Annotated in this window: 15 protein-coding genes; 11 read left to right on the forward strand and 4 right to left on the reverse strand. The window is 72.6% G+C overall.

What is annotated here, in order from left to right; translation table 11 throughout:
* Window positions 1–6: 6 nt before the first annotated feature.
* The 4 genes from AMY39116_RS0320155 to AMY39116_RS0320170 all read left to right on the forward strand — a co-directional run bounded on the left by AMY39116_RS0320155 (window position 7) and on the right by AMY39116_RS0320170 (window position 4,170).
* Complete coding sequence (locus tag AMY39116_RS0320155; RefSeq protein WP_020419447.1) at window positions 7–993, forward strand: daunorubicin resistance protein DrrA family ABC transporter ATP-binding protein; 987 nt, start codon at window positions 7–9, stop codon at window positions 991–993.
* Complete coding sequence (locus AMY39116_RS0320160; RefSeq protein WP_020419448.1) at window positions 983–1,750, forward strand: ABC transporter permease; 768 nt, start codon at window positions 983–985, stop codon at window positions 1,748–1,750. The genes AMY39116_RS0320155 and AMY39116_RS0320160 overlap by 11 nt, the downstream gene beginning before the upstream one ends.
* 95 nt (window positions 1,751–1,845) lie before the next feature.
* Complete coding sequence (locus AMY39116_RS0320165) at window positions 1,846–3,324, forward strand: alpha/beta hydrolase domain-containing protein (protein ID WP_027936082.1); 1,479 nt, start codon at window positions 1,846–1,848, stop codon at window positions 3,322–3,324.
* 231 nt (window positions 3,325–3,555) lie between these two features.
* Window positions 3,556–4,170, forward strand: coding sequence for a glycoside hydrolase family 25 protein (locus AMY39116_RS0320170; RefSeq protein ID WP_020419450.1), 615 nt, complete (start codon window positions 3,556–3,558; stop codon window positions 4,168–4,170).
* Here AMY39116_RS0320170 and AMY39116_RS0320175 read toward each other — a convergent pair.
* Window positions 4,159–5,142 (reverse strand): DUF4185 domain-containing protein, encoded by a 984-nt coding sequence (locus tag AMY39116_RS0320175; protein ID WP_020419451.1) that lies wholly within the window; start codon window positions 5,140–5,142, stop codon window positions 4,159–4,161. The two genes, AMY39116_RS0320170 and AMY39116_RS0320175, sit on opposite strands and share 12 nt — an antisense overlap.
* Window positions 5,143–5,218: 76 nt before the next feature.
* Between AMY39116_RS0320175 and AMY39116_RS0320180 the strand changes: the two genes are divergently transcribed.
* Both AMY39116_RS0320180 and AMY39116_RS0320185 read left to right on the forward strand, forming a co-directional pair.
* On the forward strand, window positions 5,219–6,412 hold the full coding sequence (locus AMY39116_RS0320180) for an aminodeoxychorismate synthase component I (RefSeq protein WP_020419452.1): 1,194 nt from the start codon (window positions 5,219–5,221) through the stop codon (window positions 6,410–6,412).
* Window positions 6,370–6,984 (forward strand): GNAT family N-acetyltransferase, encoded by a 615-nt coding sequence (locus AMY39116_RS0320185; protein ID WP_020419453.1) that lies wholly within the window; start codon window positions 6,370–6,372, stop codon window positions 6,982–6,984. The genes AMY39116_RS0320180 and AMY39116_RS0320185 overlap by 43 nt, the downstream gene beginning before the upstream one ends.
* Before the next feature lie 3 nt (window positions 6,985–6,987).
* Here AMY39116_RS0320185 and rsmI read toward each other — a convergent pair whose 3' ends face one another.
* On the reverse strand, window positions 6,988–7,815 hold the full coding sequence (rsmI, locus tag AMY39116_RS0320190; protein WP_038533558.1) for a 16S rRNA (cytidine(1402)-2'-O)-methyltransferase: 828 nt from the start codon (window positions 7,813–7,815) through the stop codon (window positions 6,988–6,990).
* A gap of 64 nt (window positions 7,816–7,879) precedes the next feature.
* Between rsmI and AMY39116_RS0320195 the strand changes: the two genes are divergently transcribed.
* Together AMY39116_RS0320195 and AMY39116_RS0320200 are read left to right on the forward strand one after the other, a co-directional pair.
* The gene (locus tag AMY39116_RS0320195; protein ID WP_020419454.1) at window positions 7,880–9,427 is read left to right on the forward strand and encodes a dolichyl-phosphate-mannose--protein mannosyltransferase; all 1,548 of its coding nucleotides are present in this window, start codon (window positions 7,880–7,882) and stop codon (window positions 9,425–9,427) included.
* Window positions 9,424–10,071 (forward strand): class I SAM-dependent methyltransferase, encoded by a 648-nt coding sequence (locus AMY39116_RS0320200; RefSeq protein WP_020419455.1) that lies wholly within the window; start codon window positions 9,424–9,426, stop codon window positions 10,069–10,071. Before AMY39116_RS0320195 ends, AMY39116_RS0320200 begins: the two co-directional genes overlap by 4 nt.
* A gap of 201 nt (window positions 10,072–10,272) precedes the next feature.
* Here the strand turns inward: AMY39116_RS0320200 and AMY39116_RS0320205 are convergent, their stop codons facing one another.
* Both AMY39116_RS0320205 and AMY39116_RS0320210 read right to left on the reverse strand, forming a co-directional pair.
* On the reverse strand, window positions 10,273–11,997 hold the full coding sequence (locus AMY39116_RS0320205; RefSeq protein ID WP_020419456.1) for a serine/threonine-protein kinase: 1,725 nt from the start codon (window positions 11,995–11,997) through the stop codon (window positions 10,273–10,275).
* Between the two features lie 109 nt (window positions 11,998–12,106).
* Window positions 12,107–12,613, reverse strand: coding sequence for a hypothetical protein (locus tag AMY39116_RS0320210; RefSeq protein WP_020419457.1), 507 nt, complete (start codon window positions 12,611–12,613; stop codon window positions 12,107–12,109).
* Between the two features lie 90 nt (window positions 12,614–12,703).
* On the opposite strand from AMY39116_RS0320210, the gene AMY39116_RS44745 reads away from it, so the two are divergent.
* The 3 genes from AMY39116_RS44745 to AMY39116_RS0320225 are packed head-to-tail and all read left to right on the forward strand — an operon-like array spanning window position 12,704 to window position 15,445.
* Window positions 12,704–13,372: a hypothetical protein gene (locus tag AMY39116_RS44745; protein ID WP_157358626.1), complete on the forward strand. Its 669-nt coding sequence runs from the start codon at window positions 12,704–12,706 to the stop codon at window positions 13,370–13,372.
* A complete protein-coding gene (locus AMY39116_RS0320220) occupies window positions 13,369–15,078 on the forward strand; it encodes a hypothetical protein (protein ID WP_020419459.1) in 1,710 nt (569 codons plus the stop codon). The genes AMY39116_RS44745 and AMY39116_RS0320220 overlap by 4 nt, the downstream gene beginning before the upstream one ends.
* Before the next feature lie 4 nt (window positions 15,079–15,082).
* Complete coding sequence (locus AMY39116_RS0320225; RefSeq protein ID WP_020419460.1) at window positions 15,083–15,445, forward strand: hypothetical protein; 363 nt, start codon at window positions 15,083–15,085, stop codon at window positions 15,443–15,445.
* Window positions 15,446–16,327: the final 882 nt, after the last annotated feature.

Below are 16,327 nucleotides of genomic sequence, written 5' to 3' on the forward strand. Positions count from 1 at the left end.
ATTCTCATGATCAAGGCACGCGGCCTCGCGCGGACGTTCACCGCGCGCGGCCGCAGCGTCGAGGCCGTGAAGGGCGTCGACATCGACGTCGCCGAGGGTGAACTGGTGGGGTTCCTCGGCCCGAACGGCGCCGGCAAGACCACGACGCTGCGGATGCTGACCACGCTGCTGCGCCCGACCGCGGGCGAAGCGCAGGTCGCGGGTCGCGACCTGCTGGCCGACCCGGTCGGCGTGCGCAGGCAGATCGGGTACGTCGCCCAGGGCGGCGGCGTCACCCCGGAGATGAAGGTGCTCGAGGAGATCGAGCTGCAGGGCCGGCTCTACGGCATGTCGAAGGAGGACTCGCTGCGGCGGGGCCGGGAGCTGATCGACCAGCTCGACCTCGTGGGGCTGGACGACCGGCTGACGAAGACGCTGTCCGGCGGCCAGCGGCGGCGGCTGGACATCGCGCTGAGCCTGATCCACGACCCGAAGCTGATCTTCTTCGACGAGCCGACCACCGGGCTGGACCCGCAGAGCCGCGCCAACCTGTGGGACCACATCCGGCGGCTGCGCGCGGACCACGGCGTGACGTTGTTCCTCACCACGCACTACCTGGACGAGGCCGACTCGCTGTGCGACCGGATCCTGGTGATCGACAACGGGGAGATCGTGGCCGAGGGGTCGCCGGACTCGCTCAAGGCGCGGGTGTCCGGCGACGGCGTGACGATCGGGGTGGCCCCGGAGTTCGTGGACGCCGCGGCCGAGGTCGCCGGCCGCCTGGACGGCGCGCACGAGGTGACCACCGGTGAAGCCGAGGTGCGGTTCCGCGTGCCGCGCGGGGACACCGCGCTGCCGGAACTGTTGCGGCGCCTGGACGCCGACGGCATCGCGATGACCTCGATGCAGGTGAACCGGCCGACGCTGGACGACGTGTTCCTCACGCTCACCGGCCGGTCGCTGCGCGACGCCGAGCAGTCCCAGCAGCACGAGGAGGCCGCCCATGTTGCGTGACACGTGGCTGATCTTCAAGCGGGACTGGACGTTGTCCATGCGCAACCCCGCGTGGATCATGATCGGCATCATGCAGCCGGTGCTGTACCTGGTGCTGTTCGGGCCGCTGATGGAGAAGGTCGTCAGCAGCACGCCGGGCTTCCCGCCGGGCACCAGCTGGACCATCCTGACCCCGGCGCTGATCATCCAGCTGGCGCTGTTCAGCTCGTCGTTCGCCGGGTTCGCGCTGCTGATGGACTACCGCAGCGGCGTGCTGGAACGGCTGCGGGTGACGCCGGCCAGCCGGGTCGGGCTGCTGCTGGGCAAGGTGGCCAACAACGTGATCCAGGCGGTCATCCAGGCGGTGCTGATCACGGTGCTCGCGTATGTCGCGTTCGGACTGGACGCGCCGGTCGGCGGGGTGCTGCTGAGCCTGGTGATCGTCGGACTGGTCGCGGCGACGCTGGCTTCGGCGTCGTACGCGGTGGCGCTGACGCTCAAGAGCGAGCAGGCCTTCCCGGCGCTGCTGAACGCCGTGCTGATGCCGGTGCTGCTGCTGTCCGGCATCCTGCTGCCGATCACCAGCGTCCTCGCGCCGGACTGGCTCTACGCCATCTCGCGGATCAACCCGTTCACCCACGTCGTCGACGCCGAGCGGGCCACCTTCCGCGGCGACCTCACGATGGACGCGCTGATGACCGGCTCGATCATCCTCGTGGTGATGACGGTGCTGGCCGTGTTCTGGGGCACGCGCACGTTCCAGAAGGAGAACGCCTAACGGCGCGGCCGCGGTCGCCACACCGGTGATTTCGCCGATGCCGCGGCGACCGCGGCCGCCCCACACTGGCCCTCCCCAGATCACGGAGGTGACCAGTGCGCACAGCCGTCCTCGCAACGTTACTGGCGGTGTTCGCCGCGGTGCTGCCCGCCACGGCCGCGGCCGCGAGCCCGACGATCACCACACCACCCGCGGGCAGCCGCGGGTTCCCGTTCCTCGCCGCGGCCGAGGACCTCGGCTCGTTCGGCTACACCGAGAGCGAGTTCTTCATCTCGGGCACCGCGACCGCGTACGCCAAGTCGGGGCTGTGGACCTCGTCCGGCCGCTGGGACGTCCGGCCCACCACCCAGGCCGCGTACCGGACCCGGCTGCTGGTCCGGCGGCCGAGCGACCCGGCGCGCTTCAACGGCACGGTCGTCGTGGAGTGGCTCAACGTCAGCGCTCAGCTCGAACTGTCGCCGGACTACTGGTTCATGCGGGACGAGCTGCTGCGCCAGGGCTACGCGTGGGTCGGCGTGTCGGCGCAGTCCGTCGGTGTCAACGGCGGGCTCGGCGACATCGCGGGCCTGCGTGGCTGGGACCCGGCCCGCTACGGCAGCCTCGTGCACCCCGGTGACGCCTACGCCTACGACATCTTCTCCCAGGCGGGACAGGCGTTGCGCACGCCGAACGGGCCGGACCCGTTGGGCGGCCTGGAGATCCGGACGCTGCTCGCCGACGGGGAATCGCAGTCGGCCGGGTTCATGACCACCTACGCCAACGCCGTCCAGCCGGTCGCGCGCGTCTACGACGGCCTGATGATCCACAGCAACAGCGCGGTCGCGGCCCCGATCAGCGGCAGGCTCGTCGACGTGCTGACGATGCCGGACCCGAGCCGCATCCGGACCGACACCGCGGTTCCGGTGTTCGTGGTGCTCACCGAGACCGACGTGCCGGGCGCGGCGGCGGCACGGCAGCCGGACACCGACCGCATCGTGCACTGGGAGCTGGCCGGCACCGCCCACGGCGACCAGTGGGCCGTCGACCTCGGCGGCCCGACGGTGCAGAAGTCCGCCGGGTCGGCCGCGCCGCAACCGAGCTGCGCCGCGGGGTCCGCGCCCTACAACGACGGGCCCGGTCACTACTCGATGAACGCCGCGCTGCGGGCGCTGACCATGTGGGCGCAGGGCGGACCGCGCCCGGCGAGCGGCGCGCTGCTCGACGCCGACCGCCGCGACCCGGCCACCGGCCTGGCCACCGGCGGCATCCGGCTGCCCGACGTCGCGGTGCCGACGCGCACGCTGAGCGGCGAGCGGGACACCACGGACAGCGGCGTCTTCTGCGGCCTCTACGGCGCGCGGGACCCGTGGAACGGCGACGCGGACCCGTGGGACCGGCACGACGACGGCGACCCGTCCGACCCGTCGTTCCCGCCCACCGCGGAGCCGGTGCTGAGCCGCCTGTACCCGACCAACGCCGACTACGTGGCCAAGGTGCAGGCCGCCGCGCAGTCCTCGGTCGCCGCGGGCCACCTGCTGCCCGAGGACGCCGCCACGATCGTCGAAGCCGCCCGGAATTCGGGCATCGGGGGTTAGCAGACCCGGCCGCCGGTCCGCGGGCCGGCGGCCGGGGTTCCGCCCGGCGCCACCTCCACTGTGGACTCTCCGACGGTGACCGTGCCGTCACCCCGCGCCGCCACGCCCGGTACTTGCCGTGAGTCACACCCTTTTCGGGGGGTGCGTCGATACGGCAACCGGGGCTTTTCGCGCTTATGGTGACTACGCAGTGTCCTGGCGAGCGCATTTGCGTGGAATGAAGGCGGCGGTTTGACGGAGGGCAGCACGGAGCGCGGGATCAACCTCGCGCTGCACGCGACCGTGGCGGACTGGGACGCGGTCCGGTCCGGCGCGGTCTCCTTCGCCTCCATCACCGTCACCGAGAACACCAACTGGCTCGACCGCGGCGCCGGGAAACAAATCGAAGCGGCGCAGCGGGCCGGCATCCGCACCGGCATCCGCCATTACGCGCGCCCCGGCGCGCCCCACGACCAGGCCGAGCTGTGCGTGCGCGCGGGCCGGGGGCTCGGCGTGTTCGGGCCCGGTTCGCTCGCACCGACGCTCGAAGTCGAGGCGGAGGGCGTCGACGACCGGTTCGTGAAGGCGTGGATCAAGACCGTGCGGCAGTCCGCGGGCATCCAGCGGGTCGTGATCTACGCCGATTACGGGCTCTGGTTACGCCGGTTGCACCCGCAGAAGTGGGCCGACCGCGAAGTCGTGCTGTGGGTGGCACGGCACAACGACATCCCGGGCCGCCCCGGCTGGTTCCACCCGCGCCTGGCGCTGCACGAGCACAGCTCGGTGCCGCCGATGCCCGGTGTGTCCGGTCCCATCGGCATGGACGCCCTGGTCTACCCGTTCACGCTGGCCGACCTACTGCTCTAGCGTGCTCCGCATCAGGAACACGTTGTACGGGCCCCACTGCGACATCAGGTAGTAGACGTCCGGGCCGTCCAGCGCCCACGGGTGCAGGTAACCGCCGTAGAGGCCGGGGTACCGGTGCCCGGGCACGGCGACCTGGCCGGGCGACCACGGCCCGGTGAGCCGGTCGGCGGAGCGCAGCAGGATCGCGCCGCCCGGGTCGTCCAGGTGCATCGCCAGCCACTGTCCGAGGTGGACGTCGTAGGCCACGGACAGCTCACCGACCGGGCCCGGGATGACCGGCGCGGCGGCGAACTCGTCCCGGGTCCAGCCGCGGCCGTCGAAGTACTCGTAGGACGACGCGTCCAGCAGGTGCGGGATCGCCGTGCGGGCCAGGTAGGCGTCGCCGTGCCGCCCGTTGGTGGTGCCGAAGAGGTAGACGTGGTCGCCCTCGCGGGCCAGCGCGCACATCTGGAACGGGTCGTCCCGCTCGGCGCGGTTGATCCAGCGCGCGCTCCACGGCTTGGCCCAGGTGACCCCGCCGTCGTCGGACACGGCGAGGCCGGAGTAGTTGGTGGTCCACTTGCCCGGCGGGCCCCACTGCCGCACGGACATGTAGTGCACGACCTGGAGCCCGTCGACCGCCAGGCCCGAGTTCGGGATGACGGTCACCTCGTCCCGGCGGCCGTCCCGCGGGATGACCTGGGCGGCGGTGCCGTCCGGCCGCGTGACGACGCCGTCGAGGGTGAGGCCGGCGGCCAGGTCCGTGCTGGTCGAGAAGGCGAGGACGTTGTTGCGCCAGTCGGCGCTGTTCGGGCCGCCGCCGTCGCCGCCCCAGCCCTCGCCGAAGGTGTCGCCGAACAACACGAAGACCCGCCCGTCACCGCCGTCCCACAGGATGCCGAGATCCGTGCCGTGGATGGCGAACCGGTCGGTCCGGTTGATCGAATCGGCGCCCGTCACCTTGCAGATCTGCTCCGTCTCGACCACACGCATGCGTCCGACGGTAGGTCACAATGTTCCCGTGCGGGTGACGCGAACGAGGCTTGGCCGGGGAAGAACACCGGATGAGGTGTTGCTTCTCCTCGACGAGCGCGCCCGCTCCCGGGGGATCGGCACGGCGGCCGGCCTGTGCGGCGAGTGGTTCGGCTCCCAGGCCGTGCTGGCGCCCGAGGTGCAGCTCCGCCCGGTCACCGACCCGTTCGAGGTGCCGGACCGGCAACCGCGGGTCGAAGCTCCGGAGGGGGTCGTCGGCGGCGGCTGGTTCGGCTACCTGTCCTACGACCTCACCGACCCGTCCGGCCGGCGCACCGCGCTGCCCGCGGCGGTGTGGGGCTGGGCCGACCACGTCCTGCGGCTGGACGCGGACGGCTGGTGGTGGTTCGAATCGCTCGGCGGCCCGGACCTGGCGGCGGAGTTCGCGGAGCTGCTGACCCGGCCGGCGCCGTGCCCGGCCTGGCAGGCGGGGCCGTTGCACCGGCCGATGCCCGCGGAACACGGCGACGCGGTCAAGGCGTGCGTGCACGCGATCGAGGCCGGGGAGGTGTTCCAGGCCAACATCTGCACGCGCTTCGAGGGCACGTTCGAGGGCTCGCCCGCCGCGTTGTTCGCGCAGGGGGTACGGGGGCTGCGGCCGCGCCGCGCCGCGTTCCTCACCGGCGAGTGGGGCAGCGTCGTGTCGTTGTCGCCCGAGCTGTTCCTCGCCCGCCACGGCGACCGGGTCCGCTCGACGCCGATCAAGGGCACGCTGCCCCGCCGCGGCCCGGCGGACGACGTGCTGGCACAACGGCTGCGTGAGTCGGTCAAGGACGTGGCCGAGAACGTGATGATCACCGACCTGGTGCGCAACGACCTCGGCCGGGTGTGCGCGGTGGGCAGCGTGCGGGTGCCCGAGCTGCTGCGGGTGCGGCCGGCGCCCGGCGTGTGGCACCTGGAGTCGACCGTGGAGGGGCGGGTGGTCACCTCGGACGCGGAGTTGCTGGCCGCGACCTTCCCGCCCGGCTCGGTGACGGGCGCGCCGAAGATCCGGGCGCTGGAGCTGATCGCGGAGCTGGAGCCGCGGCCGCGCGGGGTCTACACGGGCGCCGTCGGGCTGGCGTCGCCGGTGGCCGGGCTGGAGCTGAACGTCGCGATCCGCACGTTCGAGGTGCACGGCGGTTCGATCGCGCTCGGGGTCGGCGGCGGCATCACCGCGGATTCGGACGCCGAGGCAGAATGGCAGGAATGTCTGCACAAAGCCGCCCCGCTGGAAGCACTGCTCACCTGATCCGCCTCGGCACAGCAGCCGACCTCGACGGCGCGGCGGCGACCCTGGGCGCGGCGTTCGCGGACTACCCGTTCACGCGGCACACCGTCGCCGCGGCGGACCACGTCGCGCGGGTGACCGGCCTGCAACGGCTGTTCCTGGAACACGTCGGGCTGCCCTGTGGGCGGGTCTGGGTGAGCGACGACCTGGCAGCGGTGGCGGTGTGGACGACGCCCACCTCCGGCGAACCCGACCTGGACGCGCTGGGCCCGCGGCTGCGCGAGCTGGCCGGTGACCGGGCGGCCGCCGCGGCGGCCGCGGAGGAGGCGATGGCCCCGCACCGGCCGACCGGGCCCGCGTGGTTCCTCGCCACGGTCGGCGTGGCGCCCGGCCGCCAGGGCGAGGGCCTCGGCCGGGCTGTCCTCGCGCCCGGGCTGCGTGCCGCCGCCGAGGAGGGCCACCCGGCCTACCTGGAGACCTCGCTGGAGTCGAATGTGGGCTTCTACCAGGGGCTGGGCTTCGAGGTGACCGCGCAGGTCCCCCTCCCCGACGGCGGCCCGGTCACCTGGGCGATGCGGAAGGACCCGGCCTGACGCTCAGGCGCGCCGCGCCGCCAGCACCGCGTCGTACAGCTCCTTCTTCGACACCCCGGTCGCCTCGGCGACCTCGGCCGCCGCGGACTTGAGCCGCTCACCGGCCGCCACGCGTGCCGACACCTCCGCCACCAGGTCCGTCACCGACACCGCCCGCGGCCGGGCGCCCTCCAGCACCACCGTGATCTCGCCGCGCACGCCGTCCGCCGCCCAGGCCGCCAGCTCGGGCAGTGTGCCGCGCCGGACCTCCTCGTACGTCTTCGTCAGCTCCCGGCACACCGCCGCCCGCCGCTCGTCACCCAGCGCGGCGGCCGCTTCGGTCAGCGTCGCGGCCAGCCGGTGCGGCGACTCGAAGAACACGACCGTCCGCGGCTCGGTCGCCAGCTCCCGGAACCAGCGGCCCTTCTCACCCGGCTTGCGCGGCGCGAAGCCCTCGAAGCAGAACCGGTCGCTGGGCAGCCCGGACAGCGCCAGCGCGGTCGTCACCGCCGAGGGCCCGGGCAGGCAGGTGACCGGCAGGTCCTCCTCGACGCACGCCGCGACCAGGCGGTACCCCGGATCGGACACGCTGGGCATGCCGGCGTCGGTGACCAGCACGACGGTCTCCCCGGCCCGCAGCGCCTCCAGCAGCTTCGGCAGCCGGGACGTCTCGACGTCCTCGTAGAAGCTGACCACCCGCCCACGCGGCGTCACGTCCAGCGCGGTGGCCAGCGACCGCAGCCGACGGGTGTCCTCGGCGGCGATCACGTCCGCCTCGGCCAGTGCGGCGACCAGGCGCGGCGAAGCGTCGCGGGAGTCACCGAGGGGGGTCGCGGCGAGGACGAGTGGCATGGCCTTCACCCTATTAGCCGCGCGGGAACTCCGAGTTCACCCGTGGGTCCCTAGGATCACCCCCGTGACCGCTGTGCTGACGCGACCGGACCAGGTGGACCACCTCCGCCCGCCGACGGACCGTGCCGCCACCCTCCTCGGACGGCCGATGCCGGCCGACCGGCTGCGCGGCTGGGTGGTCACGATCGTCCTGACGCTGGTCGCGGCGGTCACCCGCTTCCAGAACCTCGGCTCCCCCACCGACAAGGGCACCCCGGTCTTCGACGAGAAGCACTACGTGCCGCAGGCGTGGCAGATGCTGCGCAACGGCGGGTTCGAGGACAACGCGGGCTACGAGCTGGTGGTGCACCCGCCGCTGGCCAAGCAGCTCATCGCGCTCGGCGAGTGGATGTTCGGGTACAACGGCTGGGGCTGGCGCTTCAGCGCGGCCGTGGCGGGCACGATCATCGTGCTGCTCACCATCCGCATCGCGCGGCGGCTGACCCGCTCGACGCTGCTCGGCGGCATCGCCGGGATACTCGTGATCTGCGACGGGGTGCTGTTCCTGCAGGCCAGGATGGGGATGCTGGACATCTTCATCGCCCTGTTCGCGCTGTCCGCGTTCGCGTGCCTGCTGTGCGACCGCGACCAGGTGCGGCAGCGGCTGGCGGTGGCGGTCACCGAGGGCTGGGCGGACGAGTCGCCGTGGGGGCCGCGGCTGGGCTTCCGCTGGTGGCGGTTCGCGGCCGGGGTGTGCCTCGGCCTGACCTTCGCGGTCAAGTGGTCGGGCCTGTACTACATGGCGTTCTTCGGGCTGCTGTGCGTCGGGTTCGACGTGGCCGCGCGCCGGGCGGCGGGAGTGCCGCGGCCGTGGGTCGGGACGCTGCGCCGGGACGTGCTGCCCGCGTTGTGGGCGATCGTCGCCATCCCCGCGCTGATGTACCTGGCGAGCTGGTGGGCGTGGTTCGCGAGCGAGTCTGGGACCGACCGGCACTACACCGAGCTGCAGGGCATCGACCCCGGGTTCTGGAGCTGGGTGCCGCCCGCGTTGCGGTCGCTGGGCGACTACTCGATGAACGTGCTGCACTTCCACGAAAGCCTGGTCACGCCGAAGGACGACCCGCACCCGTGGGAGTCGAAGCCGTGGACGTGGCCGATGGGCCTGCGCCCGATGCTCTACTACTACGAGTCGGGCAACGGCACGTGCGGCGCGTCGGACTGCGTCCGGGCGACGATGCTGATCGGCACGCCCGCGATGTGGTGGCTCGCGATCCCGATGCTCGGGTGGGGCCTGTGGCGGTGGCTGTTCCGGTTCGACTGGCGCTACGCCGCCGTGCTGGTCGGCTACCTCGCCGGGTTCCTGCCGTGGTTCACGAACATCGACCGGCAGATGTACTTCTTCTACGCGACGCCGATGGCGCCGTTCCTGGTGCTCGGGCTGACGCTCGCGCTCGGGCAGATCCTGGGCAGCGCGCGGCGCGGGTTCGAACGCCGTGGGACGGGGCTGCTGGTGGTGGCGCTGTACGTCGGCCTGGTGGTGGCGAACTTCGCGTGGCTGTGGCCGATCCTGAACGGCGACCCGATCAGCAACGCCCGGTGGCAGGCGGAGCTCTGGCTGCCGTCCTGGCGATGACCGGGTACCTGGACCGCGCCCGGGAGTCGTACGACCGGGTCGCGGAGGACTACGCCGAGTTCGTGCGCCCGCGGTTCGCGGCGGACGCGGTGGGCCGCGGGATGCTGAGCGCCTTCGCCGAGCTGGTCACCGGACCGGTCGCCGACGTCGGCTGCGGACCCGGCCACGTGACGGCGCACCTGGCGGAACTCGGGACGCAAGCGTTTGGCGTCGACCTGTCACCCGGGATGGTCGAGATCGCCCGCCGGTCGTACCCGCGGCTGCGGTTCGAGGTGGGCTCGATGACGGCGCTCGACGTGCCGGACGGGTCGCTCGGCGGGATCCTCGCGTGGTGGTCGATCTTCCACGTCCCGCCGGCCGTGCTGCCGACGGTGTTCGCCGGCTTCGCCCGCGCGCTGGAGCCCGAAGGCCACGTGCTGATCGGCTTCCACGCCGGGAACGCCCAGCTGCAGCCCAAGACGGCCTACGGCCACCCGGTGGACTACGACGCGTACCTGCTGCCGCCCGACCACGTCGCGAAACTCCTGAAGCGGGCAGGCTTCGACATCGCGGCCCGAGTCGAACTGGAAGGCTCGAAGCACCCGCAGGCGATCCTGCTGGGCCGGAAGCGAACCGCCCGGCGTTCCGCGCTGCCCCACCGGTAGCGCCTGCGCCCCGGCTCGGCACGATTGCCTTCGAGCAGGAGCACCCCGCAGACCATCCCGTCGGGCCGCAGGCGCACCTCGCGCGTCCCACGCCCCGTCCGGAGCGTCCGGTGCCGCGCACCCTCGGCGCCAGCGCGGCGGCATCGCCCGCGGCGCACCACCGCGCACGCGCCACGCCGCATCCAGCGCCACAAACCCCAGTCAGCGCGGCGGCATCGCCCGCGTGGTACCGCCATGGCGCGGCACGATCCGCGTCACCGGGCCGTCCATCGACTTGCCCGACCGCGACAGGAAGCCCTCCACCTCACGCACCACCGTGTGCAGCGTCGGGCGGCGGCGGGGTTCGTTGTCGAGCGAGGCGATCAGCAGCCGGGCGTGCGCGGAGCGCTGCGGCAGCTTCGAGACGGGCTCGGCGCGCGCCGCCGCCATCAGGGCCGCCATCGGCGTCTCGCGGGTGCCCCGCGGCGGGTAGCCGGACAGCGCGTAGCTCACCGTCGCCGCCAGCTGCCACGCGTCCGAGGCCGGGGACGCGGCCGCACCCGCGGCCTGCTCCGGGGCGACGAAGTCGGGGGTGCCGATCATCATCCCGGTCGCTGTCATCGTCGAGTCGCCGCGGCTGCGGGCGATGCCGAAGTCGATCAGGTGCGGCATGCCCTGCGGGTCCAGGATCACGTTCGACGGCTTCACATCGCGGTGCAGCACACCCTTCTCGTGCGCCGCCGCCAGCGCGCCTGCCATCGTCGCCCAGAGGCGGCCCGCCGCGACGTCGTCCAGCGGCCCCATCGTGTCCACCGCGGTGGCCAGCGACTGGCCCTCCAGGTACTCCATGACCAGCGCGAGCCCGTCCGGCTCCTCGACCAGGTCGTAGACCCGCACGCAGTTCGGGTGGTCGACCATCGCGAGCGCCCTGGCCTCGCGGCGCATGCGCTCCTCGGTGTCCCGGTCCGGCGCGTGGGCGATCTTCAGCGCGACCGTGCGGCCCAGCTGGTTGTCCACGGCCTGCCACACCGTGCCGAACCCACCGTGGCCGAGGCGCTTGATCCGCCGGTACCGGCCGCCGCCGTTGGCCGTCGACCCCGGCGGCAGCGGGACCGGGCCAGGCGCCGCGGCGAGCTCCTGCGCGGCGGGCGCGACGGCCGTCGGCGCGTACTGCTTCGGCGGCTGCTGCTGCGGCGGTGGCGGAGGCGGCGGCACCTGCGGCGGGGGCTCGCGCCGCGGCTCCGGGCGCGGCCGCTCCGGCTTGTTGATGACCGACCACGGCGGCGGCCCGACCAGGGCGATCGGGATGATCCCGAGCATCGCGATCGGGATGAACCCGAGCCACAGGAACACGCCCGCGTTGGCCGAGACGCCCACCGAGAACACCACGAACATCACGAACCCGACCCACAGCAGGCGGCCCGGCCACTTCGGTCCGCGGCGCATCGCGGTTCGCGCTTGCAGGATCATGAACAGCAGCGCGAGCAGCGGCAGCCCGACGAGCGCGCCCAGGTAGTAGCCGTAGGCGAGCACGTTGCCGGACGGGTAGAAGATCGTCTCGAAGATGTTCTGCCCACCGCCGAGGTACTTGCTCTGCGTCCCGATGAACGAGCAGTACTCGCGGTTCAGGGTCGCCAGGTCGGCCTTCGACAGCGACGAGGTGCCCTCGGCGGCGGCCCGGTAGATGCCCGAGATGCCGTTGAACGCCATCCACGGCAGCCCGAACGAGAATACGAACGCGATCACGCCGATGGCCGCGATCGTGCCGGTGTCGTACCGGTTGCCGGTGAACTTCCGCATGAGCGCGACGAGGACCGCGCCGGCCACCGGGAACAAGGCGGTCAGCGCCCCCGCGGCCACCGTGGCCCACACCCAGTCACCGGGGCAGAACCCCGGGTTGAACAGGGCATGCGCGAGGGACAGCAGCCAGTCCGCGAACGCGTTCACCGCCCGGGTCCCTTCGTGTTCGGGGTCTTCTTCCGGTCTCCCACCCTATTCGCACCTTGGACGCGGCAGGGGACGGGCGGGTTGCGGTCGCCCTGCGGAGTGAGACTTCTCAGATGCCGGGCCGCCAGATGACCGGCGCCAGCCGCTCCGCCTCGACGCGCCACCGCTCCCGCCGGAAGCGCAGGACCAGCACCGACAGCAGGACGCTGCTGAGCACCGCGCCGGCGACGACGACCGCGACGACGCCGGCCAGCCCGCCCAGCACGACCGCGACCAGGCCCAGCACCACCACCGCGGCGATGGCGACCTGTCCCTGGCCGTGCCACACCCACCGCCGTCCCGCGTCGAGCTCGGCCAGCAGGGCCTGCGCGCCGGTGGTGAGCCGGGCGTCAGGCACCTTCAGTTCGAGAATGCGGCGGGCCGCCCACGCGCACAGCTCGCGCTGGCGCGCCGATGTCACCACGGGCAGCCCCTCTCTGGTCACGCTGCGTGCGGACACGGTCAGCGCTTCGAGCGCGTGCGCGAGCCGCAGACGCAGGTCCAGGTCCGCCGGAGCCGCGGCGAGCTGCTGTTCGAGCGCTTGAACAGCGGACATCGGGTCGGTCTGTTCGGTCACGTGAATCTCCCAAAAGGAGTAACCCGGGCGGGACGCTCGATGCTACCCTCAGTGCTCACTTCTGCACGAGCGGTTGACGAGGGGACAGTGATGCCGCCTCCTGGGGGCCAGCCGAGCTCGGCGCGTCTGGCGCTGCTCGCGGGTGTGGCGAACCTCGTCGTGCTCGGCGCGGTCGGCACCGCGCTGCTGCTCGTCCGCGACAGCGGTGACGGCGGGACCACCCAGCTGGCCACGGCCACGTCGAGCTCGGCCGCGACGACCACGAGCGCGTCGAGCAGCCGCCGCACGTCGACGACCACCACCACGACCACGACGAGCAGTTCGGCGCCGCCGGGGAGCGAGGTGACCGGCCCGGCCGGGATCCGCACGGTCATCCCGGAGGGCTGGACCGTCGCGCCGACCCAGTCCGCGGGCAGCGTGCAGGCCACCGACCCCGCCGACAGCTCCCGCTTCGTCCGCTACGGCGGCTCGGCCGTGCCGAACGCTTCGATCATGGAGTCCCACCTCGAGGCCGAAAGCGACTTCGCCGCCGCCCGGCCCGGCTACTCCCGGGTGGAGCTCGCACAGACGACACTCCGCGGGTACGAGGCGATCGTGTGGGAGTTCGAGTGGACCGCGCCGGAGGGCAGGCGGCACGTGAAGGCCGAGTACTGGCGCGCCTCCGGCACCGAGTACTTCGTGTACGCCTCGTCGAAGGCCACCGACTGGCCCGAGATGGTCCCGATCCTCACCGCCATGACGGAGAACGCGATCCCGTGACCGGAACGATGACCGCCTGGACCGTCCCGCACCAGGTGCGGCCCCAGGACGACACGACGCGGTACCTGTGCGCCGCCGCGCACCTCGACTCCGGATACGCCGACCGCGCGATCCGCGAGTTCCTCACCGAGCCGACCCGCCCGCTGCCGCACTCGCCAGGGTTCGACCCGGCGCGGGTGCTGGTGGAGGCGATCGCCTCGCGGGGCCGCCGCAAGCTGCGCGACGGCATCCTGGCGGTGTTGTTCGGCTTGTTCGTCTGGGCCTCGGGCCCGAGCCTGTTGCTGTTCACGTGGCTCGCGCTCGCGGTGGCGCTGGTGATCCCGTCGATCTGGCGCAGGGCGATCAACGTGGCGCTCAAGGCGGCGATCGTCGTCGTGCTCGGCACGTTCGCGCTGGCCGGTCTGCTGATCTACTTGCTCGGCGCGATCGATCCGGAGGCCACCGAGGACTTCACCGGCGGCTACTACGGGGACTACTACAGTCCGCCCTCCGGCGACGATGAGGTCTGGTTCTACGTCTCGATCGCGCTGGTCGTGCTGATGTTCGCCATCCTGGTGACCGACCGGCTGGTGGTGCGGTCGCTGCTCGTCGACCGGTTCGGCTACCGCGCCCGCAACCGGCCGCCCGCCGACCCGTTCACCACCGAGCGCCCGCTGCTCGGCCTGTGCCCGCCGCGGTTCGTGCGGCAGCTGCACCGCTACCGGGACGCCGAAGAGAGCCCGCAGGGCGCGGTGCCGTTGTTCGTGCACCGCGGCTACAACCCGTTCGTCGGCGCCGGGTCGCACCGGGAGTCCTGGTCGATGGCGTTGCCGCTGGACCGACTGCCGGAGGACCTCAAGCCGGACGGCACGCCGTTCGACGAGCTGACCACGCCGTTGCTGTACGAGCGGGTCCGCGCGGCGATGGCTGTGCTGCAGGAGAGCGAGTCGCTGTCGCCGGACCGGCGGTTGCGTGAGCTGTCGATCCGGGAGGCGGTGTTCGCGTCGTCGGCGGAGCTGATCGACCACGTTTACCAGCCGGAGTCGGTGGTGTACCTGCGGGGCCTGGACCGGGCGCCGGAGCGGTACCTGCCGCCGGGCGAGGTGGCGGCGCTGCGCCGGCAGCCGCGTGAGTGGGCGCGCTACTACCTGTGCTTCCAGGTCGAGACGTGGGACCGGGACCTGGTGATGTCCAGCTACCTGCACGCGGCCGTCGACGCCAGCACCCTGTACCTGGAGTGGACGCCGTGCGTGCTGCCGCCGGTGCGGGACCGGTACCGCGCGGTGGACAAGTTGCCTGCCGGGGTGGCCGCCCCGATCGGGCACGCGCTGCTGCGGTTGTTGCGGTTGCCGGTGACGATCTGGGGTCGCGCCAAGCACACACTGGAGTGGATCCAGCCGCTGCGGCAGGACCGCGGCCTGATCAACCCGGACGCGTACGGCTCGCTGCGGACGTTGCGCGAGATGGCGGCCGCTGAGGACGTGGACAGCTATTTTCAGCTGGTCGACGTGGAGCGCTACGAGAAGATCCTGCACAGCAGGCTGATGCCCGCGATAAGCCACATCCTGCGCGACTGCGGCTATTCGCCGGCGAGTTTCGAGCGCCAGGCCGCGACCGTGATCCACAAGGAGATCACCATCCACGGCGACAACTACGCCCCCATCAACACCGGCGCCAACACCGGTTCGATGGACGGCGCCAACGTTCAGACCGCCAAGGGGGACTGAGAACATGACCGGCATCAACATCAGCGGCGGGAACTTCGGCCCGATCAACACGGGAACGAACAGCGGCTCCATGAGCGGCGCGAACATCAACCAGCAGCAGGCGCCGCTGGTCACGTTGCTGGAGCAGCTGCGTGCCGAGACGGCCGTGCTGGAGGTCGCCGACCGGAAGGCGCTGGACCGGAACTTGGCCGGTCTGCTGGAAGACGCGCGTAAGGCCCAGGACCCGGACACGGCCGAGGACGTGGAGCCCGAGGTGGTCCGCACCCGGTGGGAGAAGGTGAAGGCTCTGCTGTCCCAGGCATCCGAGGTGAGCGGGACGGTGGCGCAGATCGGTGGACATGTTTCGGAACTCATCGGGGCTTTCTGACTCGTCAGGGTTCTTGGGTTTCTCGTGCCTGGCCTGTCTGCGGGGGCACGGGTGCCGGGGGCGGGTGTGCCGCAGCTTCACGAGTGCGTGGTGGTTGCGAGCTGCGCGCGAAAACTTGACTCGGCGCGGCGAGACGGCGATCAGACACGCGGCGGACCGCTGACCCAAGGGTTCAGCGGTAGCGAACCGAGGGCGGCGGCGGCCGGCGCGGCAAAGTGGCGATCAACCGCGGCAGACCGTAGCTGCACAGGGGCGCGGCCGTACGAGCCGCGGCGGGCAGTGGTGGCGCGCGGCGGGCGACGGTCGGGCGCGGCCGTAACGAGCCGCGGCAGGCAGTGGCGACGCGCGGCGGGCGACGGTCGGGCGCGGCAAGGCGGCGACTGCGAGGCGGCGGGCAGCAGTGGTGGTAGCGCACGACTCGCAGTGACTGCGCGCTGCGGCACGGTGGGTGCGTGGTGTGGTTGGCCCGGCAAAGGCGGCGGTCGATGCGGGGCGGGCCGCAGCTGCACAAGGGCGCAGTCGTAACGAGCCGCGGCGAGCGATGGTTGGGCGCGGCAAGTGGCTGCGGGACGGCAGGGCGTGAGCGGGTGCAGCGCACGGCAGGTGGCGGCTGCGTGCTGGCGGTGGCTGAGCGCCGGGCGGTGGCTGAGCGCGGCGGGTGGCTGAGCGCGGCGGGTGGCTGAGCGCGGCGGGTGGTGATTCAGGGCGCCGGTGGCGGCTGTGCGCGGAGCTGGGGCCGCGCGGCGGTGCGCGCGCGGGCGCACCAGGGGCCGCGGTGGACACGTGGGGGTTTGGAGGGCGGCGCGGGGCGGCCGGACCGCATGGAACGGCGCGCGGCGGCCGGACCGCATGGAGCGGCCGGGTGGCGCGGAGCGGCGAGGT

Origin of the sequence: Amycolatopsis sp. ATCC 39116, assembly GCF_000231075.2 — a bacterium.
In the GTDB taxonomy this organism is placed as follows: domain Bacteria; phylum Actinomycetota; class Actinomycetes; order Mycobacteriales; family Pseudonocardiaceae; genus Amycolatopsis_E; species Amycolatopsis_E tucumanensis.